Origin of the sequence: Streptosporangium brasiliense, assembly GCF_030811595.1 — a bacterium.
GTDB classification, from domain to species: domain Bacteria; phylum Actinomycetota; class Actinomycetes; order Streptosporangiales; family Streptosporangiaceae; genus Streptosporangium; species Streptosporangium brasiliense.
Genome location: NZ_JAUSRB010000002.1, coordinates 2,077,909 through 2,099,424 on the forward strand (window position 1 = coordinate 2,077,909; position 21,516 = coordinate 2,099,424).

Below are 21,516 nucleotides of genomic sequence, written 5' to 3' on the forward strand. Positions count from 1 at the left end.
GTGAAAAGGCGTTTACGCCGGTCCGCTGCCGGTCTGTCGGATATCTGCTCACGGTTACGGCCCGCCTGCGGCGCCGGTCACCGGGCCGTCGGGGCCGGTGGGTGCCCGAGGTCGGCACGGCGGGCCGGTGGGTGCCCGAGGTCGGCACGGCGGGCCGGTGAGCGCCTGGCGTCAGCGCAGCGGGCCGGTGGCGTCGAGCCTGGCGACGAGCTTCTTGGGGGCGACCGCCCGGTAGCTCTCCTCGACCCAGTCGAGCAGCACCTCGGTCTCCGGCAGCACGCCCATCAGCGGGATCGTCACCCATCCCGCCCTGCCGAGCCCGTATCCCGAGGGCGCCGCGCCCGCCACGGAGAGCGCGTGGCCGTTGGACTCCGGCAGCTTCACCCCGACGGCCGGGCTCCACTTACCGGCCGGCTCCTCGACGCCGAGGAAGACGAAGATCTTCTTGTTGACCTTGATGACGCTCTCGCCCCAGGGATGGTCCTCGTAGGTCTCCGGCAGGCTCAGCGCGGACTCGCGCAGCGTCTGACGGACCTCACGCCACTTCTCCATGGGAGCCATTGTGCAAGGGGGCACCGACAGTCGCGCGCCAGTGGCCCAGCACCCGGTCGATGGCCGTCCGGATCCGCTCCCTGGCCTCGGCGCGGGGCACCCCCGACATCAGCAGCCGGTCGTAGTCGGTGTCGAGATGCCGCACCGAGGCCACCACGGCCAGTGTGATCGCGTTCTCGTCGAACATCTTGGCGGCGGCGGTCCGGCCCACCCGGCCGCTGCCTCGCTGCCCGGCGTGCCGGGCGATCTCCTCGGCCCGCTCGGGCGGGCAGCCGGGGAACAGCCGGGTGATCTCCCTGGCCATCCCGGCCTGGAACTCCACGTCCTCGCCGGCCCGCCGCTCCCGGTCGCGCTCGCGGCGGCGCAGCCGTAGCTCCTCGTCGGCCAGACACTGCTCCTCGGCCCGCTCCCGCGCGGCCTCCTCGACCAGGATGCCCCGCCGCTCGTAACGCCTGCGCCGGGGGTTGAACCTGACCACCACGGCGGCCAGTCCGCTCTCCTTCTTCGCCCGCCGGCTGAGCGCCGCGTCGCCCGCCGGGAGGAAGACGAGGTGGTCCATGTCCGCGCAGGTCAGGCAGTGGGGCCCGGCGTTCTCCGTGATCATGTAGGGGCCGGTGTCGCCGCAGCCCGCGCACTCCCAGGGCTGCTGCGACTCCACCACCACCAGGTCGGGGGCCTTGCTCTGCCGTTCGGCGAGCTGCCGCCGCCGGGTCTCGCTCATGTCCGGTGAGATCCAGTGGACCCGGAAGGCGCTGTCGTCCCCGGCGGAGACGAAGCGCAGCTCCCCCCGGTCGCGGCCGCCGGACACGTAGGCGGTCTCGCTCGGGGTGAGCCCCTTGGCCAGGGCCCAGCGCCGGAGCACGGCCACCGCGTCGGTCATCTTGGCGCCGTCCACCGCCGAGAGCTCCTCCAGCGCCGCCACCCGGCCCTGCCGCCAGGTGTCGACGTGCCGGGCGTGCAGCCAGCGGATCCCGGTCAGCACGTCGACCGCGGTGACGAACTTCCGCTGGGCGAGCGCGGCCTCCGCCGCCTCCACGATCCGGCGCTCAAGTCTGCTCACCCCACCAGCTTGCCGTATCCGGCGTGCTCCGGGTGCCCGCCGTACTCCGGTGCGGCGTGCTCCGGGTGCCTGCCGTACTCCGGCGGGGCGCGCTCACGGACGGGGGATGTTCCGCAGGTTCGCCCTGGCCATGTCGATCATGCGTCCCACCCCGCCGGTCAGCACGACCTTCCCCGCCCCCAGGGCGAACCCCTTGACCTGCTTGGCGGTGATGCGCGGCGGCATCGAGAGCACGTCGGGGTCGGTGACCACGTCCACCAGATAGGGGCCGGGTGCCGCGAAGGCCGTGGCCAGCGCCTCGCGGACCTGTGCGGGCTTCTCGACGCGGACCGAGCCCAGCCCGATCGCGGCGGCGATCGCCGCGTAGTCGACGGGGGTGACGTCGGTGCCGAAGTCGGGCATCCCGTCGACGAGCATCTCCAGCTTCACCATGCCGAGCGAGGAGTTGTTGAACACCACGATCTTGACGGGCAGGTCGTTCATCCTGACGGTGAGGAGCTCGCCCATGAGCATGCCGAGCCCGCCGTCGCCGGAGAGCGAGACGACCTGCCGTCCGCGGTCGGCGAGCTGCGCGCCCATGGCGTGCGGGAGCGCGTTGGCCATGCTGCCGTGCTTGAAGGAGCCGATGACCCGGCGCCGGCCGTTGGGGGTGAGATAGCGCGCGGCCCAGACGTTGCACATGCCGGTGTCCACGGTGAACACCGCGTCGTCGGAGGCGAGCTCGTCCACGACGCTCGTCACGTACTCCGGATGGATCGGTGTGTGGTGCTCGATGTCGCGGGTGTAGGCGTTGACGACGTTGTCCAGCGTCTTCAGGTGCCTGGAGAGCATCTTGTCGAGATAGCGGCGGTCCGTCTTCTGCGCGACCTGCGGCAGCACCGCCCGCAGCGTCTCGCCGACGTCGCCGTGCACGGCCAGCTCCAGCGGGGTCCGGCGGCCCAGCTGCGCGGGGTCGTGGTCGATCTGGACCGTGCGCCTGCCCGGCAGGAAGTCGTTGTAGGGGAAGTCGGTGCCCACCAGCACCACCAGGTCGGCCTCGTGCATGGCCTCGTAGCACGCGCCGTATCCCAGCAGCCCGCTCATCCCCACGTCGTAGGGGTTGTCGTACTGGATCCACTCCTTGCCGCGCAGGGCGTGCCCGACCGGCGCCAGCGTGCGCGCGGCCAGCGACATGACCTCCTGGTGCGCGCCGCGCACTCCGGCGCCGCAGAACAGCATCACCTTCTCCGCGCCGTTCAGCGCCCTGGCCAGCTCCGCCACCTGGTCGGAGGGGGGCCGGACGGTGCCGCGCCGGGTGAGGACGTCGTGGGTGCCGGTGTCGTGCTTGGCCGGCAGGTCCGCCACGTCGCCGGGGAGCACCACGACCGCGACCTCGCCGTGGCCGATCGCGTGCTGGACGGCGGTGCGCAGCACCCGGGGCATCTGCGCGGCCGTACTGATCATCTCGCAGAAGCCGCTGCAGTCCACGAACAGGCGCCCGGGGTGGGTCTCCTGGAAGAATCCGGTGCCGATCTCCGCGCTGGAGACGTGCGAGGCCAGCGCGAGCACCGGGGCGCCGCTGCGCTGGGCGTCGTAGAGGCCCTGGACCAGGTGCGTGTTGCCGGGCCCGCAACTGCCCGCGCAGACCGCCAGACGCCCGGTGACCTGCGCCTCGGCCGCGGCGGCGAACGCCCCGGCCTCCTCGTTGCGCACGTGGACCCACTCGATGCCGGCGCTCTTGCGGATCGCGTCCACGACCGGGTTCAGGCTGTCGCCCACCACCCCGTAGATCCGCTCCACCCCGGCCTGGCGCAACACGTCGATGAACTGCTCCGCAACGGTGCCCATGGTCCCCCCTCGCCTATCGCGTCATCGGGTTACCTCACCGGTTTTCGCCAGGTCACTCCCCGAGGAAGTGACCGATCAGCTCGCGGGAGACCTCGCCGGGCCGTTCGACGGAGGCCAGGTGGGCCGCTCCGGGCAGCACGACCAGCCGGGCGCCGGGGATGCCCGCGGCGATCCGCTCGCCGTGCTCGGGCGGGGTGGCCGGGTCGTCGGCGCCGGCCAGCACCAGCGTGGGCGCCCTGATCGCGGCCAGGTCGGGGCGGAGGTCCATGGCCCCGATGGCCTCACAGCAGGCCGCGTAGCCCTCGGCCGAGACGCCGCCGAGCATCGCGACGTACGGCTCGCGCCCGGCGTAGCCCGGCGTGAACCACCGGGCGGCGACCGCGTCGGCGATCGACGCCGTGCCGCCCGTCCGCGCCGCGTCCGCCCGCTCGGCCCAGAATTCGGGGGTGTTCAGCTTGGCGGAGGTGCACAGCAGCGCCAGCCGGTGGATCCGCTCCGGCGCGTGCGCCGCCAGCCACATGCCCACCATGCCGCCCAGCGACAGCCCGGCGAAGGAGACCTGCGGCAGCTCCAGCCGGTCCAGCAGCTCCAGCAGGTCACCACCCAGGTCGGCGATCGAGCACCGCCCGCCGGCCGGTGACCGCCCGTGCCCGCGATGGTCGTGCCGGATGATCCGGAAGCGCCGGGCCAACGCCTCCATCTGCGGCTCCCACATCTCCAGCGTGGTGCCCAGCGAGCCGGACAGCACGACCGGCGGCGCCGTCACGGGACCGTCGATCTCGTAATGCAGCATTCTCACCTGCCGGACAGAGGTTCCCCGCCGGGCACACCATAGCCGAGCGGGCGCCGGCGGTGCCGTGGCAGGTGGGCGGTGCCTCCGGTGACCGGTCACCGGGGCCGGCCCGGCTGGACACAGTGAGACGCGCGGCAGGTGCGTGACGACGGCCGGATCGTCGAGTCCACCCGCTCGATCTGTCGGGGCGACCGCTACCGCGTGACCTCCGAGCTGTCCTTCCACGCCGACTCCGGCCGACCTCGCCCGGCCGGGACGTTGAAATTGAAACGGTCCACACATTTACCAGTTCTGATATGACCGTTTATTTGGTCTCGTGGGCGTTTAGGATGCTGACCCTCGTGATACGCGTGTGACTTGGGGGTCGGAAGTGACAGTGCTCAGCCGTCGGAACCTTCTCAAAGCGGGTGTGGGATTCGTGCCCGCCGTCGCTCTGGGCACCGGGACCGCCCAGGCCACACCCGTCATCAGGGGCACCGGGACCGTGCCCGCCGCGCTGGCCGGGTTCGACACCGCCATACGGACGTACATCGCCGAGCGCCAGATCACGCACGCCCAGCTCGCCGTGGCCAGGAAGGGCAAGATCCTGCTCGCCCGCGGCTACCGCTACGCGGACCGGAAGTCGGGCGACATGCCGGTCTGGCTGCCCCCGCTGCAGCCCACCGCGCTGTTCCGCGTCGCCAGCCTGAGCAAGCACCTCACCTCCGCGGCGATCATGCGGCTGGTCCAGGACGGCAAGCTCGGCCTGTCGGCGCCGGTCACCACGCTGCTCGGCCTGTCGGCCGAGGCCGACCCGCGCCTCGCGCAGGTCACCGTGCTCCGCCTGATGCAGCACCTGGGCGGCTGGGACCGGAACGTCTCGAAGGACCAGCTCTGGATCGACCACACCATCTCCGCCACGCTGGACGTGCCGCTGCCGATCGGTCACGACGACATCATCCGCTACACCACCGCGCGCCCCCTGGACTTCGACCCCGGCTCGAAGATGGTCTACAGCAACTACGGCTACATGCTGCTCGGCCGGATCATCGAGAAGGTCTCCGGCACGAGCTACGAGTCCTACATCCAGCAGAAGCTGCTGGCTCCCGTCGGCATCACCCGGATGCGGCTGGGCCGCAGCCTCAAGACGGAGGCCGCGTCGACCGAGGTGCCCTACGTCTCGAAATACACCAACAAGAGCGTGGTGGACGACTCCGGGACCGTGGTGCCCTACCCCTACGGCGGCTTCAACATGCCCAACCAGGACGCCAACGGCGGCTGGCTGGCCTCCGCCGTCGACCTGGTGAAGTTCGGCATGGTCTTCGACGCCGCCGGGCCGGTGCTCAACGCGGCCTCGATCGCCAAGGTGTTCGCCAAGCCGGAGATCGGCGTCAACGGCAACGGGTCGTGGTACGGCGGCGGCTGGTGGGTCCGCTCGAACGGCAGCGGGCTCAACACCTGGCACAACGGCTCGATGCCCGGCACCTTCAGCTTCCTGGCCCGGATCCAGAACGGCATCAGCTACTGCGCCATCTTCAATCGCCGCGAGGAGGAGGGCACGCCCGACTTCGACTCGATCGACCCGCTGCTCGGCAAGGCGGCGGGCGCCGTGACCACCTGGCCGACGACCGACCTCACGCCGAACTACTTCTGACGGCGGCGAGCCCGGAGCCCGGGCGCGAGCGGCGATACTCGCCGGGCGTCTGGCCGCACCAGGCACGGAAGGCCAGGTGGAAGCCGACGCCGGAGCGGTAGCCGACGCGTTCGGAGATGCGGCCCTGCGCCAGTGTCGTCTCGGTCAGCAGCCGGGCGGCCTCCTGCATCCGGCGGCCGGTCAGATGGCGCATCGGCGGCTCGCCGACGAGGTCGCGGAAGGTCGCGGCGAAGGCCGACCGCGACAGCCCAGCCTCGGCCGCCAGCGACTCCAGCGTCCACGGCTCGGCGAACCGGCTGTGCACCGCCAGCAGCGCCCTGCTGATCGCCGGGTGGCGCAGCGCGCGCAGCACCGGTTCGCCGAGCGTGAGCTCGCTCAGCGCGGCACGCAGGGCGAGCACGAACGTCAGCTCGAAGGCCCGCAGCGCCACCAGCCCCGCGCCGGGCTCGCCGTCCGCCCATTCGCCGGCCAGCCCCCGCAGCGTGTCGGCCAGCAGCGGCTGGCCCTCCAGCATCGCCCGGTCGAGCACGAACACCGCCGGCAGCGCGTGGTAGAGCGGGGCCGCGGCGGCTCCGTCGTAGTGCAGCCCGCCGCAGAGCATGGTCGTCGCCGGCCCCGGGCCGTCGATCTCGACGGTGCGCACGGTGCCGGGCTGCCTGGCGGGCAGGACGGTGGCCAGCGGGACGGTGGGACGGCCCGGCCGGTCGGCGAGCCGGTGCCCGCTGCCGCGGGGGAAGACGGCCAGGTCGCCGGCGCGCAGCCGGATCGGCCCGGCCACCTCGGGCATCTCCACCGTGCACTCGCCCTCCTGCACGTAGTGCAGCAGGGCGCAGTGCTCCCGCTCGCCCGCGATGCCCCAGGGCGCCCGGGCCGACCACCGGCTGTGGAAGACGCCGTGCAGGCGCAGTGGGGCGAGCAGCTCGCTCAGCAGATCTCCGTCACATTCCACGGACGATCCTTAAATCTCAGGGGACCCATCTATATCGATCGTATCGAACAGGGCTGCGCAGACTGGTCACCGGCACACAGCCCCGATCACTGATGGAGTATGTGATGACATCGACCGAGCCGCAGCGCCACCTCGTGGTCGGCGCGACGGGAGCGCAGGGCGGCGCCGTCGCCCGGCGGCTGCTGGAGGAGGGGCACCGGGTCCGCGGGCTGACCCGCTCGGCCGGCGGCCACGGCCGTCTCCCGGACGGGGTGGAGCCCTTCGCCGGAGACCTCGGCGACCCCGGGCAGGCCAGGGCGGCCTTCGCCGGGATGACGCACGCCTCGGTGCTGCTCCCCATGATCTACGGACCGGAGCAGGTCGCCTCCTACGTGCGCAACGTCGCCGACGCGGCGCTCGCGGCCGGCCTGCGGCGCCTGGTGTTCAACACCGGCAACCGCCTGCCGGAGGCCGTCACCGAGGTGGCGGCCTTCGAGACCAGGCGGGCCGCCGCCGCGGCGCTGCTCGGTTCGGGCGTGCCCACCGTCGTCCTGCGCCCGCCGATCTATCTCGACAACCTCTGCGCCCCCTGGGCGGCGGGGCCGCTCGTCCGTGACGGCGTGCTGCGCTACCCGCTGCCCGCCCGCTCCCCGGTCGCGTGGCTCAGCCACGGCGACCTCGCCGCGGCGACGGTGGCCGCCCTCACCCGGGACGGCCTGGCCGGCACCGTCCTCGACCTCGGCGGGCCCGACACGGTGACCGGTCCGGAGCTGGCCGCCGCCTTCGCCGCCGAGCTGGGCCGCCGGGTCGACTACGTCGCCCAGGATCCCGCCGAGTTCGAGGCGGGGCTGGCCCACGCGCTCGGCGCCCCCGCGGCGGCCGGAGTGGCCGCGACCTACCGGTGGGTCGCCGACGCCGGCGAGACCCTGTACGGCGTGGACCACCGGGCGGTGGAGGAGACCCTGGGGATCCGGCTCACGCCGCTGCGCGCCTGGATCGCCGCCCAGCCCTGGCACGCCCTCGCCGGAGCCGCGTGATGACCGCCCCGCGTCGTACGGCGGGCGGTACGGCGGGAGACGTCCCGGGTGAGGCGGCCGCCACGGGCGCCCACGGCACGGCCAGCGGGAATCCTCGCGGGGCGGCCGACGCGGCGGCCTGCCGGGCGGAGATCGTCCGCCTGCACGGGATCATCGAAGGCTGGCTGTCGGGCAGGACGCCGCGCACCGCCGGGGAGTTCGCGGCCTTCGCGCAGGCGCATCTGCCGGACTTCACGCTCAGCGGGCCGGACGGCGCCTCGCTCACCCGCGGACAGGTGCTGGCCTGGGTCGAGGCCGCGCACGGCCGGGTGCCCGGGATCGAGATACGGATCCGGGAGGTGGAGCTGGTCGCGGCGGCCGGGCCGCTGCTCGTCGCCGCCTACCAGGAGTGGCAGTACGGCACGGGCGCCGACCGGAACCGCCGTGCCACCGTGGTGTTCCTCCGCGATCCGGACGCCCCTCACGGACTGCGCTGGCGGCATCTGCACGAGACCTGGACGCCCGAGCCATAGCCGCGCCCGGCGCCGGCCGTACGGGTTCCGGGCTGCGCGTCCCGGCGCCGGCCGTGCGGATTCCGGGCCGGGCGCTGCGTGGACGTCGGGCCACGGGTGTCTCCGGCCGGCCGGGGCAGAACCGCAGTTCAGCACGTCGTAATGCCGCTAGAAACGGCTAATGTCACGATTTCAATATCACTTCCCTGTTGCCGCGATATATCGGATCTATCACCGTATTCTTCTCAAACTTGCCTGTGGCGCCGATTCGCCGGAACGTGCGTACAGCGGCACGCGACGGACGCGCGGGAGGCAGCGCTTCCATGCCGGGGCGGGCACCGCCGGTGTCCCGGCGTGCGTCCGGCGAGCCGCTCCGCTGCTCGCGGCCTCCGGCGCGATCCTGCTCGCCACCACGACACTCGTCGGGCTGACCATGTACGCCACCTCGGTGGCGGACGGGGGCGTCCGCCAGACGCTGGAGACGGTGCTGATCGGGACCGCCGGGGCCGTGATCAGGCCCCGGCGCGCGGCGGCTCCTCCGGCCCGATCGCCGGCACGCGGGATCCCCGTCCCCGCCGTCCGGCCATATGAGGTCGCGGCGTGTCCGTCGGCTGAGCCGTCGTCACCCGACAAGAAACCTCGACCATAGTCGAGGTCAACCCGTAGCATCCGGCCATGACCAAACCCCCTTTCGATGCAGCCGAACTAACCGTCGGCCAGCTCGCCGCGCGCTCCGGCGTGGCGGTCACCGCCCTGCACTTCTACGAGGACAAGGGCCTCATCCGCAGCCGCAGGACGGCGGGCAACCAGCGCCGCTACCCCCGTGACACCCTGCGCCGGGTCGCCTTCATCCGGGTGGCGCACCGGGTCGGCATCCCGCTGCGCATGGTCGCCGAGACCCTGGCGGAGCTGCCCGAGGGGCGCACTCCCACCCGCGCCGACTGGACCCGCCTGTCCGCGGCCTGGCGTGCCGAACTCGACACCCGCATCGACCAGCTCACCCGCCTGCGCGACGACCTGTCCGACTGCATCGGCTGCGGCTGCCTGTCCATCGACCGGTGTGTCCTGCGCAACTCCGACGACCGGCTCGGCGACGAGGGGACCGGCCCGCGCCGCCTCCTCGGCGGACGGCTCGCCCAGGAGAGCCGGAGCGATCCCCCAGACGAGGGTCCGGCCGGCCGTCCATAAAAGGGATGTTCGCCGAAGCATTCCGTGCCGTGGTCACCGACTGATGTCGGGTCGTTTAATCCGGCACGTGTGGGATGTCAAATTTCCGGCTGGCAGGAAGCGGTTGTCGGCGGTCAGGTTGCTGACTTCCGGTTGTCTGGTCCGCAGGTCGCGGAGCGCGCACAGTTATCCGTGCGAGGACAGATAAACAGCCTGCAAGGGAGCCGAGAAATGACGAACGCAGTCGCACTTCCGGTCCGTTCGGATGTCACCGACAAAATTGTCCGCTCGGATGTCGCCGACAAACTCGCGGACATACTTTCTCCCCGAGTCTTACCATGCGACGTCGAATGGCCGGTGCGGAACGGCCCAGGTGAGTACAACCACGAGGGTTCCTCGACCCCGCACATCACCCTTAACTCCGACGAGCCCGGGATCCGCGGTCTGTTCAAATACCGTCCGGAGGCGGCTTTCCCGCTGAACGGGCTGGTGGAGGTGCTGCTGTTCAGGGAGAATTCCCTGTCGCGCGGTGAGCGGGAGCTGATCGCGACGTATGTGTCGGCGCTGAACGAGTGCCGGTTCTGTTTCTTCACGCACGCCGCCATCGCGGCCGCCCACCTGTCCGAGGGGATGACGTTGGTGGAGCAGGTCCGCGCCGACCTGGACGCGGCGCCGGTCTCGGACAAGCTGAGGGCCCTGCTGGTCATCGCGGCCGCAGTGCAGCAGAGCGGGAAGAAGGTCTCCAAGGAGGACGTCGCCGCCGCGCGGGCGGCGGGCGCGACGGACCTGGAGATCCACGACACGGTGCTGATCGCGGCGGCGTTCTGCATGTACAACCGCTACGTCGACGGCCTGGCCACGGTCGCCACCGACGACCCGGCGCACTATGCCGCGCGCGCGCAGCGCAGCGACGGATACCTGGCCGTGCTGACCGACTCGCTGAGCCAGAGCTGAAAGGAGGCCGGAGCCGGCAGGGAGGCCGGAGCGAGAAGGGAGGCCGGAGGAGGACCGAATCTGAGGAGACCGAGCGGGAGGGGAGGCCGGAGCCGGAGGAGGACCGACCTGAGAAGACCGAGCGAGGAGGGAGGCCGGAGCGAGGAAGCCGGAGCCGGAGGACATCCGAGCGGAAGGAGGCTGGTGAGAGGCGTGCCCGTGCCCGGGAGAGACCGTGGGAGGGGCCGGGAGGAAGCAGGAGAAGGACCGAGGGAGGAGGCAGAGGAAAGCGGAAAGGCCGTGGAGGGGCAGGGAGGAAGGGAGGAAGCAGGAGGAAGCAGGAGAAGGACCGAGGGAGGAGGCAGAGGAAAGCGGAAAGGCCGTGGAGGGGCAGGGAGGAAGGGAGGAAGCAGGAGGAAGCAGGAGAAGGACCGTGGGAGGGCGTGGGAGAGGTGATGGAAGAGACGCCGGCCCAGAGGCCAGAGGCAGACCCGGCCGCCGCGGAGGTTTCCGGCGCCACCCGGAACATCCGGGGGCGACAGCCGGACGGCGGCGGGTCTGCCCACTGTGATCGACCGGCGGCCGGGGTCAGTGCCGGACGGCCGCCGGGGCGGGGCGTGATCGGCCCATCCGGTTACGCGAAGAAGTCGTCGGTGCTGTAAAGGTTCTCCGGGTAGCTCCAGCGCTCGCTGATCCTGCCGTCGGCGATGCGGAAAACGTGGACGCCGCGGTCGTCCAACTGCCGGCCGGCACGCTCTCCCCGGACCCGGACCGTCGCCATGGCGCGGTCATCGCCGGGCAGAATGGATTCCGGTTCGAAACGGACCGAACCGTCAGTCGTTTCGGTCAACCGCGCGAGATAACCCAGCACCTGGTCCTTTCCGCGATAGTCGCCGGCGAGGGGGCCACGGCCCGGAACATGGAAGACAACATCGTCGGCGAGCAGATTGTCGCGGATGTGGTCCAGATCTCCCTTGGAGAGGGCGTCGTAGCTGTCACGGGCAAGGGCGATGTTGGGGTGTTCGGTCATGAATGCCCACCTTGTGGTAGCTGGGGTGTATTTGCGTGGCGTCGGTGACGCTACGCCTGACGGGCGGGGCCCGACAAGGGAGTGAGGACACACTTACCGTGGGGCCATATAGCTGTGTCGGACGTGCAGAATGGCGGGGCCTGCGGAAACGTGCGATCGGGAAAGTGGCCGTTGACAGCCTGCGCCAATATGGCGATCATGAGCGTTTGACGGATGGTTTTATGCGCTGAGGCGGCGTGGAGATTCCTTCATCTCGCCGTTAGAGGACCATTTATGCTCAATATCACGCTTAAAACGGACGGGCCGATATTCGGAGGCGCGTTCCCGCGCTGTCCCGAGACCAGCCGCTCCGAGACCAGCCGTCCCCAGAGCAACCGTTCCCAGAGCAACCGTTCCGAGACCAGCCGCCCCCGCGGCAGCCGTCCGGCGGACGGGCCGGAGCGGGCGCCGCTCCGCGAGAAGGTCCCTCCGCCACGCGGCGAGCGGGAGAGGGGCTGAGACACATCCACTGCCCGGCGGACCCGACCCCCGCGGAGGACAACCCATGGCGAGCCACTCAGGTGCGTTACCGGCCAGACCAGGTCTGGTCACCTTGATGAACACCGATTACCACCGGATCGGGCTGAACGTCTATCTGGTGATCGTGCTGGCGCACTGGGCCGAGCACGTGGCGCAGGCCGTACAGATCTACGTCATGGGCTGGCCGGTCCCGGAGGCGCGCGGTGTGCTCGGGGGGCCGTTCCCGTGGCTGGTGACGTCCGAGTGGATGCACTACGGCTACGCGCTGGTCATGCTCGCCGGCCTGCTCCTGCTCCGGCGGGGCTTCACCGGGCGCGCCCGCACCTGGTGGACGATCTCGCTGGGCATCCAGGTCTGGCACCACCTGGAGCACCTGTTGCTGCTCCTGCAGGCGCTGACCGGCAACAACCTGCTGGGCAGGCCGGTGCCGACCAGCCTGATCCAGCTGCTGGTGCCCCGGGTCGAGCTGCACCTGTTCTACAACGCGATCGTGTTCGCCCCCATGGTGGTGGCGATGTGGCTGCACCGCAGGCCGAGCCCGGCCGAGCGGGCGGCGATGACCTGCCGCTGCGCCCCCGCCGCGGCCTGACCGGTGCGCCCTCCTCCCAGACCGTCGCCCCGTGAGACGGGGGCCGGCGACGACGTCGCCGGCCCCTGTCGGACGCTTCCGGCCCCACGCCGGGGGAGTCCGAGCCGACCGACAGGACCGCCCACGCCGTACGTGAGGCGTCCCGTTCCCTCGACCGCCTCGACCGCCTCGACCGCCTCGACCGCCTCGACCGCACAAGGAGTGCCCTTGCCACACACCGCTCTCACCACCGGCACGGCCGCGGCGGGGGGCCGGGGCCGATGACGACGACGGGATCCGGCGAGCACGTCCACCGCTACCTGATCATCGGCGCCGGGCCCGGCGGACTGCAGCTCAGCTACTTCCTGCAGCGGGCCGGCGCCGACTATCTCACCCTGGAGCGGGAGGAGGCCCCGGGAGGCTTCTTCCGCCGCTATCCGCGCCACCGCAGGCTGATCTCGCTGAACAAGGTCCACACCGGGGAGAAGGACCCGGAGATCAACCTGCGCTGGGACTGGAACTCCCTGCTCAACGACGCGCCCGGTCTGCAGTTCCCCCGCTACTCGCAGGAATACTTCCCGTGCGCCGAGGACATGGTGCGCTACCTGGCCGACTTCCAGCGCGAGCACGCCCTCAACGTGCGCTTCTCCACCCCCGTCGACCGGATCGAGAAGGTGGACGGTCTCTTCGTCGCGCACGCCGGAGGGCAGACGTTCCGCGCCGAATGCCTGGTCATGGCGGCCGGCTGGGGCGGCCCGAACATCCCCGACATCCCGGGGATCGAGCTGGCGGTGGGATACGAGGACATGCCGATCGCCCCGGAGGACTTCACCGGCCGGCGGGTGCTGATCATCGGCAAGGGGAACTCAGCGTTCGAGACCGCCCAGGCCCTCCTCGGCCACGCCGCGGTCGTCCATCTCGCCAGCCGGCATCCGGTCCGCTTCGCCTGGACGAGCAAACACCCCGGCGACGTGCGGGGCCAGTACGGCGCGCTGCTGGACAGCTACTGGTTCAAGACCCTGCACGGCGTGCTGGAGTGCGAGATCGACCAGATCCGGCGCGAGGGCGACCGGTTCAAGGTGGAGATCACCTACACCATGGCCGAGGACGAGAAGGCGCTGCTGGAATATGACGTGGTGCTGCGCTGCACCGGCTTCACCATGGACACCTCCGTCTTCGACCCCTCCTGCCGGCCCGAACTCGCCCCGAACGGACGCATGCCGGCGATCGGCCCCGATTTCCGGTCGACGAACGTCGAGGGCCTCTACTTCGCCGGCACCCTGATGCAGGGCCGCGACTTCAAGGGCGCCTCCTCGGCGTTCATCGACGGGTTCCGCTACAACCTGCGGACCATGGCCCGGCTGCTCGCCGAGCGCTACGACGAGACCCCGCTCGACCACCGGGTGCTGCCGGTCGACCCCGACCAGCTGACGGCCACCATGCTGGAGCGGGTGAACTACAGCTCGGCGCTGTGGACCCAGTTCGAATACCTGTGCGACACGTATGTGCTCGACCAGGACACCGGGCGGATCCGGCACTACGAGGACCTGCCGGAGGACTACGCGGCCGGCCGGTTCGCCGAGCACGCCCTGTATTTCACCCTCACCCTGCGGTGGGGGCCCCGTGACCACGGCGACGTGTTCGCCATCCAGCGGCACCCGACCCCCGACCGGGCGGACGAGAGCGCCTTCCTGCATCCCGTCGCCCGGGCCTGGCGGCACGGGGAGATGGTCGCCGAGCAGCACCTGCTGGAAGACCTCCTCGCCGTCTGGCGTGACCCGGTCCGGCACGTGCAGCCGCTACGCGCGTTCCTGACCTCCTGGCTCCCCGCCGTCCCGGAGGCCGACCGGTCCCACGGTGCCGAGACCGACCGGTCCCACGGTGCCGAGACCGACCGGTCCCATGGTGCCGAGACCGATCGATCCCATGGTGCCGAGACCGATCGGCCGCACGCCCCGGAGACCGATCAGGCCCACGCCCCCGAGCCGTCCTGATTTACCAGGTGGTCGATCAGATGGTCGACCACGTCGGCGGGCCGCCCGCGCCTGTCGTGGGCCGCCCGCTGGCGCGCCGCCCCGGTGCCGGCGGCGCGCAGCCGCTCCAGCCGCCCGGCCACCGTCTCCAGGTCGCCGGTCCGCTCCAGGGCCGGGCGGATGTGCCGCAGCAACGTCTCGCACAGCTCGGCGGCGGGCACCAGGCGGCCGGTCAGCGGGTCGACGCCGTGGCCGTCCAGGCCGTCGCGGGCCGCCCGCCAGTATGCCGCCCGCAGCAGCTCGGCCGACAGGGGCGGGCCCGGGTCTCCGCGCTCCACCCGCTCCAGCGACACCACCACCAGCCCCCGCACCACGGCCGCGAGCAGCGCGGACTCCTCGGCCGTGGCGGGCACGTCGCTCACCCGCACCTCCAACGTCGGCAGCCGCGCCGAGGGCCGGACGTCCCAGAAGATCGTTCCCGGGTCGACCAGCACCCCGGTGTCGGTCAGCGTGCCGATCAGCTCCTCGAACTCGGCCAGGGAGGCGAAATAGGGGGGCGGCCCGGCCACCGGCCACTTCCCCCAGCTCAGCGTCCGCCAGCTGGCGTATCCGGTGTCGCGGCCCGTCCAGAACGGGGAGTTGGCCATCAGCGCGATCAGCACCGGCAGCCACGGCCGCAGGTGGTTGCTCACCAGCACCGCCCGCTCCCGGTCCGGCAGGTGCACATGGACGTGGCCCGCGCAGATGCTCTGCTCGTCGTGGAGCGCCCGGTAGGTGCCGATCCCCACCCCGTATCGCGGGTGGTCGGTGATCGGCGGCGGGACGACCTCGCCGAGCACCGGCGTGCCCGAGGCGACCACGGCCAGCCCTCCGTCCCGGGCCGCGGCGGACACCGCCGCCCGCATCCGCCGTAGCTGCCCCTCCAGCTCGGAGATGCCGGCGCACGGCAGCGTCTTGGCCTCCACCTGGAACCGGGTGATCTCGGTGCCCACCTGCTCGCCCAGCTCGGCGGCGGCGCGCTCCACCACGGCGGCGGCCCGCGGCGCCACCGCCCGCGTCACCGGGTCGACGACCAGATACTCCTCCTCCACCCCCACCAGCGGGCAGAGCGCGTCGAAGGGCGCTGGCTGTGATGAGTCCACGGTCGCCGTCATTCCTACTCCCGCCCGGGGCAGAGCGCCCGTGATTGGCAGCGTGCCTACGACGCCACGGTACCTATCCGATCTTGGTTCCCGGGCGCGAAGCGGCATCTCCGTCCGGTGTCGGCGGGCGGATCAGGGGGGCGTCGGGGTCCGCGGCGGGCCGGACCTCGAAGCGGTCGCCGTCCGGGAGCGTGACGGTGACCGAGGAGCCCTGGACGCCGACCACGGCCTCGCGCAGCGCGCCGGGATGGACGGCGTCGCCGGACAGCACGCTGACGCTGCGGCTGCCGGTCACCCGGCCGGACGTCGCGGTCCCCGTCGTCGAACTCTTCCTGAAGAGCTGAACCGGAGCCGCCCGGCTCCCGGCACGCCCGTGCGGCTCCCCGACGTGCCCGTACGGCTCCCCGGCACGCCCGCACGGTCCGGGCCCGGGGAGCCGTACGGCTCAGGCGGGGAGGTCGCCCGCCGCGCGGATCAGGCCGGCGTATCCGGCCTCAAGGTCCTCGGGGAGCTCGTCGAGGGGGAAGAAACGCAGATCGCTGTGCTCGTGGCTGAGCCGCAGCGCGGCCGGGCCGTCGACCGTGGCGCGCAGCGCGATGATGATCACTTTTCCGGCGTCCGCGATGCTCAGGATCTCCGCGCCGACGACGGGACCCACCACCACGTCGAGGCCGCTCTCCTCTCGCACCTCGCGCCGGACGACGTCCGCCAGGCAGACGTCGTCCTCCGCCGGCCAGCCACCCGGCAGCTCCCATCTGTCCCGCGGGTTGCGGCACAGCAGCACGCCGCCGTCCGCCAGCACCACGGCCTTGACCGAGGCGTGCATGAAGTACCAGCCGGTCCTGGCGTCGATCATGTGGCGGTCCTTCCGTCGGGGGGCCGGGTCCGGCTCCACGACATCAGGCGGGGTCCGCGAGATCAACCCGCCGCGCCACCGCCGGCCCGCGCGCCGTACGGGTGAGGCCCTCAGCGGTGCCACCGCGGGCCCCGCGGCCGGCGCGCCGTACGGGCGAGGCCCTCAGCGGTCGGCGGGCCCGACGGAGCCGGCCGCGAGCTCGGCCAGGTGCACCGCCCGCACGGCGGACCTCCGGCGGCGCAGGCCCTGTTCGAGCTGGCGGTAGCAGCCGGGGTTGACCACGGCCACGTATTCGACCCCGGCCGCCTCGATCTCGTCGAGCTTGGCGTCGAGGATCCGCCTGCTGTCGCCGGGCCGGACGAGGGCGTAGCTGCCCGCCGCCCCGCAGCAGGTCCCCGCCGACGGCAGTTCGACGTATTCGCCCATCCGCTCCAGCAGCGCCCGGGGCTCGCGCCAGACGCCGAGGCCGTTGCGCAGGTGGCAGGAGTCCTGCAGGGCGATGCGCGCACCGGTCCGGGGGAGCTCCCGGGCGGTCCCGGGGCCGTCCGCGCCGGTCCCGGAGCCGGGCCCGGCGGCCTCCGCGCCGGTGCCGGGGACGTCCCGGCCGCTCCCGGCCGGATCCGCGCCGGCCTCGGGTCCGGGGCCGGCGGTCTCCTCGCCGGTCAGATACTCCGAGAGCTCCTTGACCCGGTCGCGGCCGAGCACGTCGGCCAGGTGGGCGGCGCAGCCGCCGGAGGTGGTGACGATCGTGCCGGGCAGCCGCTCGCCCAGCTCCACGGCCATCTCCCGGCCGCGGGCCGAGTCGCCGTTGTGCGCGTGCAGCGCCCCGCAGCAGCCCTGCGCCGCCGGGGCCGCCAGCTCGGGGTGGAGACGCCGGGCGGCCCGGCTCACCTGCGGGTAGAGGGCGCGCTCGAAGCAGCCGAGCATCAGGTGCGGGCCGGAGGGGGCCGGGGAGGTGCGGGCTCGGCGGCGGAACAGGCCGGACCGGGCCGGGCGGGTGCGGGCATGGCGGCGGAGCAGGCCCATCAGCCACACCCGCCGGCGGGCGTTCACCGCGAACATCAGCAGTCGGACGATCAGGGGACGGCGGCTGCCCTGCCACTGCCGGTCCCGCCACTCTTCGAGCAGCGCGCCGTACTGGACCCCGGCCGGGCAGACGGTCTCGCAGGCCCGGCAGCCGAGGCAGAAGCTCGACTCCTCCTGGAGCCGCAGGTCGTTGTCCGGCAGGGTGCCCTCCTCCAGGGCGCGCATCAGCGTGATCCGGCCGCGGGGGGAGGAGGTCTCGTCCTTGGTGAGCGCGTAGGTGGGGCAGGCGGGGAGGCAGAAGCCGCAGGAGATGCAGCGGTCGAGCAGTTCGGGGGTGAAACCGTTCACGAGCCCAGCTTTCCGGGGTTGAGGATGCCTGCGGGGTCGAAAGCGGCCTTGATCCGGCGGAGCAGCGCCATCTGGTCGGCACCGAGCCGCTCGGTGAGATAGGGGAGTTTGGCGGCGCCGACCCCGTGCTCGCCGGTGATGGTGCCGCCGAGCTCCATCGCGGTGCGGAAGACGTCGCCGAAGGCGTGGTGCGCGCGTTCGACCGCGTCGGTGTCGCCGGCGTCCACGACGCAGGTGGGGTGGAGGTTGCCGTCCCCCGCGTGGCCGAAGGTGGCGATCGTGAGGCCGTGCCGGTCGGCGATGGCGTCGATGTGGCCGACCATCTCGGCGATGCGCGGGCGGGGCACGCTGGCGTCCTCCAGGATCGTGACCGAGCCCAGCCGTGACAGCGCCGGCAGCGCGCACCGCCGGGCGGCCAGCAGCGCCTCCGACTCGGCCGCCGCGCCCGCGACGGTGGCCTCCAGTGCGCCCTCGCCGAGGCAGAGCTCGGCCATGCGGTCGAGATGGCGGCCGACGGTGGCGGCGTCGCCGTCGTCGCCGAACAGCAGCAGCGCCCCCGCGTCGGACCGGAGCCCGAGCCGGGCGTAGGACTCGACCGCCTCGATGCACTTGGCGTCCAGGAACTCCAGCGTCGCCGGGACGAGGCCGGAGCCGATGATCCGCGCCACGGCCCGGCCGGCGTCGGCCAGGGTGGCGAAGTACGCCAGGCCGGTGCCACCGGCCTCCGGGGCCGGGGTGAGCGCGACCGTCGCCTCGGTGATCACGCCGAGGGTGCCCTCGGAGCCGGTGAGCAGGCGGGTGAGGTCGTAGCCCGCGACGTCCTTCCAGAGCCGTCCGCCGGTGCGGATGACCTCGCCGGTCGCCAGCACCGCCTCCAGGCCGAGCACGTAGTTGCGCGTGACGCCGTACTTGAGGCCGCGCAGGCCGCCCGCGCACGTGGCGATGGTGCCGCCGACCGTGGCCACGGTCCTGCTGCCGGGGTCGGGCGCGTACAGCAGGCCGTGCGCGGCGGCGGCCCCGGCCAGTTCGGCGGAGGTGACGCCCGGTTGGCAGACCGCCAGCAGCTCGTCGGCGCTGATCTCCAGGATGCGGTCGAGCCGGGTCAGCACCAGCACGATGCCGCCGGTGAGGGGGACGGTGGCGGCGCACAGGTTGGACCCGGCGCCGCGGGGGACGACCGGGACGGAGCGGGCGCCGGCCAGCTTGAGGACGGCGGCCACCTCCTCGGTGGAGCCGGGGTGGACGACGGCGCCGGGCCTGGCGGAGAAGAGCGGGGTGGCGTCCCTGGCGTAGGCGGCGACGTCCCCGTCGGCGTGCCGTACGTGGTCCGCGCCGACGATCGCGCGCAGCTCCCGCAGCAGGGTGGCGTCCAGCGGCTCCCCGTGTGAGGCGGTGTTCATGGGCCCTCTCTCCCTGGCGTACGGCCTCCTTGGCGTACGGCGGTGTGATATCACATGATCGCTAACTGGCCGCCGTCGATCACCAGCTCGGTGCCGTGCACGAACGCCGCGTCGTCGGAGGCCAGGAAGGCGTATCCGGCGGCGACCTCCTCGGCCAGGCCCGCCCGGCCGAGCGGGATGTGGTCGCGCTCGTAGGCGGAGACGAAGCCGTCGTCGAGCCCGGCCGAGATCGCCGAGTTCAGCGGGGTGCGGATGTAGCCGGGGCAGAGCGCGTTGACGCGGATGCCGTGCCGGCCGAGCTCGACCGCCATGGTCCTGGTGAGCAGGAGCACGCCGCCCTTGGAGGCGTTGTAGTGGGCGTAGTCCGCCTCCCCGCCGAGCCCGTTGGTGGAGGACATGTTGAGGATCACCCCGCCGGTCCCCTGCGCCACCAGGTGCCTGGCCACGGCCTGGGCGACCAGGAACATGCCGCGCAGGTTCACCGCGATGATCCGGTCCCAGTGGTCCGGGGTGATCTCCAGGAACGGCTCGCGCCAGGCGGTGCCGGCGTTGTTGACCAGCACGTCGAGGCCGCCCAGCGCGGCGACCGCGCCGCCGACCAGCCGGGCCACGTCGGCCTCGGAGCTGACGTCGCCCGGCAGCCCGCTCACCTCCCCGAGCGGGGTCAGCTCGGCCACCGTCCGGTCGACCTCGGCCTGGTCCAGCCCCCCGATGACGACCCGGGCGCCCTCCTGGAGGAACCTCCGGGCGGTGGCGGCGCCGATGCCGCTGCTGCCACCGCTGACCAGCACCCGCTTTCCCGACAGCCCTCGCATGACGACCTTCCCCTTCCCCTTCCCCTTCCCCTTCAGCTTCGGCGCACCGCGCCGCGGGCGGCGACGCGTGGTCCGGTGACGGCCCGGCCGCCCTCGACGCCGTGCGCCGCGGCCACCTTCGCCATTTCGGCGACGTCGGCGCGGACCGCATCGAGATCGATGACCAGTGCCGGGATGTCGAGTTCGAGATACATCGGCGGGACCGTCCCTGTCGGCTGTACGGCTGATGCTGGTCGAAATTAGCATTAGTTCCGTAATGCGGTCCAGCATTCTGTTATTCGGAATCTATGGGCTGTGCTCGCCGGCGAGGTGTGCTCTGTAGCGGATCGCGCCGCTCCGGCCTGGGTGTCCGCCGGGACCGGCCGGTCCGCCGCGCGTCCCACCCCGCTCCCCGGGCCGTGTCCCGCGCGGGGATCGGCTGGTCCGGCGCCCGGTCCGCGGTGCCTCCTGGGTGGTGCCCTAGGACGACCGTTCTCATCTGGGATCTTTCCGCTGACGCTTGACAGTCGATCGCCCCGGGTGGTGTTCTGTCGCCAGTTCAGAACTGCATTCTGCGATACGGAATGAAATGAGGAGGGTGAATGAGACTCGGCACGGTGCGCGCCGGAGGGGCCCGGCTGGCCGCGGTGGATCGAGAGGGGCTCTGGTACGCGCTGGACGTCCCGGCCGGCACGCCGCTGGAGACGGTGCTGGCCGGGGGCATCGACGAGACCCGGCGGCTGGCCGCCTCGGCGGCCGGGCCGATCGCGGACGCGGTGCCCGTGGCGCCGCTGCGGCCCGGCAAGATCGTGGCGATCGGGCTGAACTACCTGGACCACATCCGTGAGGCGGGGATGGACAGGCCGGAGCGCCCGCTGATGTTCGCCAAGTTCCCCTCCAGCGTGATCGGCCCCGGCGAGCCGATCGTCATCGACGGCGAGCTGACCGAGCGGGTCGACTGGGAGGTCGAGCTGGCCGCCGTCATCGGCGCGCCGATCCGGCACGCGAGCCCGGCCGAGGCACTGGCGGGAGTGGCCGGATACACCGTGGCCAACGACGTCTCCGCCCGCGACCTGCAGTTCGCCGACGGCCAGTGGACACGCGGCAAGAGCCTGGACACCTTCTGCCCGCTCGGCCCGGCCGTCGTGACCCCCGACGAGCTCGGCGACCCGCAGTCGCTCCGGCTGCGGACAGCAGTCAACGGCGAGACCGTGCAGGACTCCAGCACCGCGGAGATGCTCTTCGGCGTCGCCGAGCTGCTGTCCTACTGCTCCCGCGCCTTCACCCTCGAACCCGGCGACGTGGTGCTGACCGGCACCCCGTGGGGCTGCGGCGAGTTCATGGACCCGCGGCGCTCGCTCCGGCCCGGAGACGTCGTCGAGGTGAGCGTCGAGGGCATCGGCACCCTGCGCGACCCCGTCGTCGGCAGGTGACGGCCG

The 21,516-nt window shown here is 72.3% G+C and carries 21 protein-coding genes; 8 read left to right on the forward strand and 13 right to left on the reverse strand.

Annotated features, from left to right (window positions below):
- Positions 1–171: 171 nt before the first annotated feature.
- The 4 genes from J2S55_RS18410 to pcaD all read right to left on the reverse strand — a co-directional run bounded on the left by J2S55_RS18410 (position 172) and on the right by pcaD (position 4,232).
- Positions 172–552 (reverse strand): MmcQ/YjbR family DNA-binding protein, encoded by a 381-nt coding sequence (locus J2S55_RS18410; RefSeq protein WP_306862299.1) that lies wholly within the window; start codon positions 550–552, stop codon positions 172–174.
- Positions 536–1,612 (reverse strand): DUF2293 domain-containing protein, encoded by a 1,077-nt coding sequence (locus tag J2S55_RS18415; RefSeq protein ID WP_306862301.1) that lies wholly within the window; start codon positions 1,610–1,612, stop codon positions 536–538. The genes J2S55_RS18410 and J2S55_RS18415 overlap by 17 nt, the downstream gene beginning before the upstream one ends.
- Before the next feature lie 93 nt (positions 1,613–1,705).
- Entirely contained in the window at positions 1,706–3,439 is a 1,734-nt protein-coding gene (locus J2S55_RS18420; RefSeq protein ID WP_306862303.1) for a pyruvate dehydrogenase, read from the reverse strand.
- Between the two features lie 52 nt (positions 3,440–3,491).
- Positions 3,492–4,232, reverse strand: a complete 741-nt coding sequence (gene pcaD, locus J2S55_RS18425) for a 3-oxoadipate enol-lactonase (protein WP_306875472.1) — start codon at positions 4,230–4,232, stop codon at positions 3,492–3,494.
- A gap of 418 nt (positions 4,233–4,650) precedes the next feature.
- Between pcaD and J2S55_RS18430 the strand changes: the two genes are divergently transcribed.
- Positions 4,651–5,865 (forward strand): serine hydrolase domain-containing protein, encoded by a 1,215-nt coding sequence (locus J2S55_RS18430; protein WP_306862305.1) that lies wholly within the window; start codon positions 4,651–4,653, stop codon positions 5,863–5,865.
- Here J2S55_RS18430 and J2S55_RS18435 read toward each other — a convergent pair.
- Positions 5,846–6,814, reverse strand: a complete 969-nt coding sequence (locus J2S55_RS18435; protein WP_306862308.1) for an AraC family transcriptional regulator — start codon at positions 6,812–6,814, stop codon at positions 5,846–5,848. The genes J2S55_RS18430 and J2S55_RS18435 overlap by 20 nt on opposite strands.
- 104 nt (positions 6,815–6,918) lie before the next feature.
- On the opposite strand from J2S55_RS18435, the gene J2S55_RS18440 reads away from it, so the two are divergent.
- The 4 genes from J2S55_RS18440 (at position 6,919) to J2S55_RS18455 (ending at position 10,442) form a co-directional block, all read left to right on the forward strand.
- Positions 6,919–7,830, forward strand: a complete 912-nt coding sequence (locus tag J2S55_RS18440; RefSeq protein WP_306862311.1) for an SDR family oxidoreductase — start codon at positions 6,919–6,921, stop codon at positions 7,828–7,830.
- Entirely contained in the window at positions 7,830–8,342 is a 513-nt protein-coding gene (locus tag J2S55_RS18445; RefSeq protein ID WP_306862314.1) for a DUF4440 domain-containing protein, read from the forward strand. The genes J2S55_RS18440 and J2S55_RS18445 overlap by 1 nt, the downstream gene beginning before the upstream one ends.
- A 654-nt stretch (positions 8,343–8,996) precedes the next feature.
- Positions 8,997–9,509 (forward strand): redox-sensitive transcriptional activator SoxR, encoded by a 513-nt coding sequence (gene soxR, locus J2S55_RS18450; RefSeq protein WP_306862317.1) that lies wholly within the window; start codon positions 8,997–8,999, stop codon positions 9,507–9,509.
- Between the two features lie 336 nt (positions 9,510–9,845).
- Positions 9,846–10,442 carry a carboxymuconolactone decarboxylase family protein gene (locus J2S55_RS18455; protein ID WP_306862319.1) on the forward strand — a complete coding sequence of 199 codons (597 nt, stop codon included), beginning with the start codon at positions 9,846–9,848 and terminating at the stop codon, positions 10,440–10,442.
- 613 nt (positions 10,443–11,055) lie between these two features.
- Here J2S55_RS18455 and J2S55_RS18460 read toward each other — a convergent pair.
- On the reverse strand, positions 11,056–11,451 hold the full coding sequence (locus J2S55_RS18460) for a nuclear transport factor 2 family protein (protein WP_306862320.1): 396 nt from the start codon (positions 11,449–11,451) through the stop codon (positions 11,056–11,058).
- 595 nt (positions 11,452–12,046) lie between these two features.
- Here J2S55_RS18460 and J2S55_RS18465 point away from each other — a divergent pair.
- Complete coding sequence (locus tag J2S55_RS18465) at positions 12,047–12,559, forward strand: hypothetical protein (protein WP_306862323.1); 513 nt, start codon at positions 12,047–12,049, stop codon at positions 12,557–12,559.
- Between the two features lie 260 nt (positions 12,560–12,819).
- Positions 12,820–14,532 carry an NAD(P)-binding domain-containing protein gene (locus tag J2S55_RS18470; protein ID WP_306862326.1) on the forward strand — a complete coding sequence of 571 codons (1,713 nt, stop codon included), beginning with the start codon at positions 12,820–12,822 and terminating at the stop codon, positions 14,530–14,532.
- Here the strand turns inward: J2S55_RS18470 and J2S55_RS18475 are convergent.
- The 7 genes from J2S55_RS18475 to J2S55_RS18505 all read right to left on the reverse strand — a co-directional run bounded on the left by J2S55_RS18475 (position 14,505) and on the right by J2S55_RS18505 (position 20,292).
- On the reverse strand, positions 14,505–15,665 hold the full coding sequence (locus J2S55_RS18475; RefSeq protein WP_306862329.1) for a carboxylate-amine ligase: 1,161 nt from the start codon (positions 15,663–15,665) through the stop codon (positions 14,505–14,507). The two genes, J2S55_RS18470 and J2S55_RS18475, sit on opposite strands and share 28 nt — an antisense overlap.
- Before the next feature lie 61 nt (positions 15,666–15,726).
- Entirely contained in the window at positions 15,727–15,948 is a 222-nt protein-coding gene (locus J2S55_RS18480; protein ID WP_306862331.1) for a hypothetical protein, read from the reverse strand.
- A gap of 150 nt (positions 15,949–16,098) precedes the next feature.
- Positions 16,099–16,509, reverse strand: coding sequence for an NUDIX domain-containing protein (locus J2S55_RS18485; RefSeq protein WP_306862333.1), 411 nt, complete (start codon positions 16,507–16,509; stop codon positions 16,099–16,101).
- A 162-nt stretch (positions 16,510–16,671) separates the two neighbouring features.
- Positions 16,672–17,883: a (Fe-S)-binding protein gene (locus J2S55_RS18490; protein WP_306862336.1), complete on the reverse strand. Its 1,212-nt coding sequence runs from the start codon at positions 17,881–17,883 to the stop codon at positions 16,672–16,674.
- Positions 17,880–19,283 (reverse strand): FAD-binding oxidoreductase, encoded by a 1,404-nt coding sequence (locus tag J2S55_RS18495; protein WP_306862339.1) that lies wholly within the window; start codon positions 19,281–19,283, stop codon positions 17,880–17,882. Before J2S55_RS18495 ends, J2S55_RS18490 begins: the two co-directional genes overlap by 4 nt.
- Before the next feature lie 50 nt (positions 19,284–19,333).
- Positions 19,334–20,098 (reverse strand): SDR family NAD(P)-dependent oxidoreductase, encoded by a 765-nt coding sequence (locus tag J2S55_RS18500; protein ID WP_306862344.1) that lies wholly within the window; start codon positions 20,096–20,098, stop codon positions 19,334–19,336.
- Between the two features lie 32 nt (positions 20,099–20,130).
- Positions 20,131–20,292 carry a hypothetical protein gene (locus J2S55_RS18505; RefSeq protein WP_306862347.1) on the reverse strand — a complete coding sequence of 54 codons (162 nt, stop codon included), beginning with the start codon at positions 20,290–20,292 and terminating at the stop codon, positions 20,131–20,133.
- Positions 20,293–20,679: 387 nt separating this feature from the next.
- On the opposite strand from J2S55_RS18505, the gene J2S55_RS18510 reads away from it, so the two are divergent.
- Positions 20,680–21,510, forward strand: a complete 831-nt coding sequence (locus J2S55_RS18510) for a fumarylacetoacetate hydrolase family protein (RefSeq protein WP_306862350.1) — start codon at positions 20,680–20,682, stop codon at positions 21,508–21,510.
- Positions 21,511–21,516 lie beyond the last annotated feature (6 nt).

Excerpts from the sequence above, each read along its gene's own strand:
- J2S55_RS18475 (WP_306862329.1), bottom strand. The coding sequence starts at position 15,665 with ATGACGGCGACCGTGGACTCATCACAGCCAGCGCCCTTCGACGCGCTC.
- J2S55_RS18510 (WP_306862350.1), top strand. The coding sequence starts at position 20,680 with ATGAGACTCGGCACGGTGCGCGCCGGAGGGGCCCGGCTGGCCGCGGTG.
- J2S55_RS18460 (WP_306862320.1), bottom strand. The coding sequence starts at position 11,451 with ATGACCGAACACCCCAACATCGCCCTTGCCCGTGACAGCTACGACGCC.
- J2S55_RS18465 (WP_306862323.1), top strand. The coding sequence starts at position 12,047 with ATGAACACCGATTACCACCGGATCGGGCTGAACGTCTATCTGGTGATC.
- J2S55_RS18410 (WP_306862299.1), bottom strand. The coding sequence starts at position 552 with ATGGAGAAGTGGCGTGAGGTCCGTCAGACGCTGCGCGAGTCCGCGCTG.
- J2S55_RS18505 (WP_306862347.1), bottom strand. The coding sequence starts at position 20,292 with ATGTATCTCGAACTCGACATCCCGGCACTGGTCATCGATCTCGATGCG.
- J2S55_RS18445 (WP_306862314.1), top strand. The coding sequence starts at position 7,830 with ATGACCGCCCCGCGTCGTACGGCGGGCGGTACGGCGGGAGACGTCCCG.
- J2S55_RS18485 (WP_306862333.1), bottom strand. The coding sequence starts at position 16,509 with ATGATCGACGCCAGGACCGGCTGGTACTTCATGCACGCCTCGGTCAAG.
- J2S55_RS18495 (WP_306862339.1), bottom strand. The coding sequence starts at position 19,283 with ATGAACACCGCCTCACACGGGGAGCCGCTGGACGCCACCCTGCTGCGG.
- J2S55_RS18500 (WP_306862344.1), bottom strand. The coding sequence starts at position 20,098 with ATGCGAGGGCTGTCGGGAAAGCGGGTGCTGGTCAGCGGTGGCAGCAGC.
- soxR (WP_306862317.1), top strand. The coding sequence starts at position 8,997 with ATGACCAAACCCCCTTTCGATGCAGCCGAACTAACCGTCGGCCAGCTC.
- J2S55_RS18470 (WP_306862326.1), top strand. The coding sequence starts at position 12,820 with ATGACGACGACGGGATCCGGCGAGCACGTCCACCGCTACCTGATCATC.
- J2S55_RS18440 (WP_306862311.1), top strand. The coding sequence starts at position 6,919 with ATGACATCGACCGAGCCGCAGCGCCACCTCGTGGTCGGCGCGACGGGA.
- J2S55_RS18420 (WP_306862303.1), bottom strand. The coding sequence starts at position 3,439 with ATGGGCACCGTTGCGGAGCAGTTCATCGACGTGTTGCGCCAGGCCGGG.
- pcaD (WP_306875472.1), bottom strand. The coding sequence starts at position 4,232 with ATGCTGCATTACGAGATCGACGGTCCCGTGACGGCGCCGCCGGTCGTG.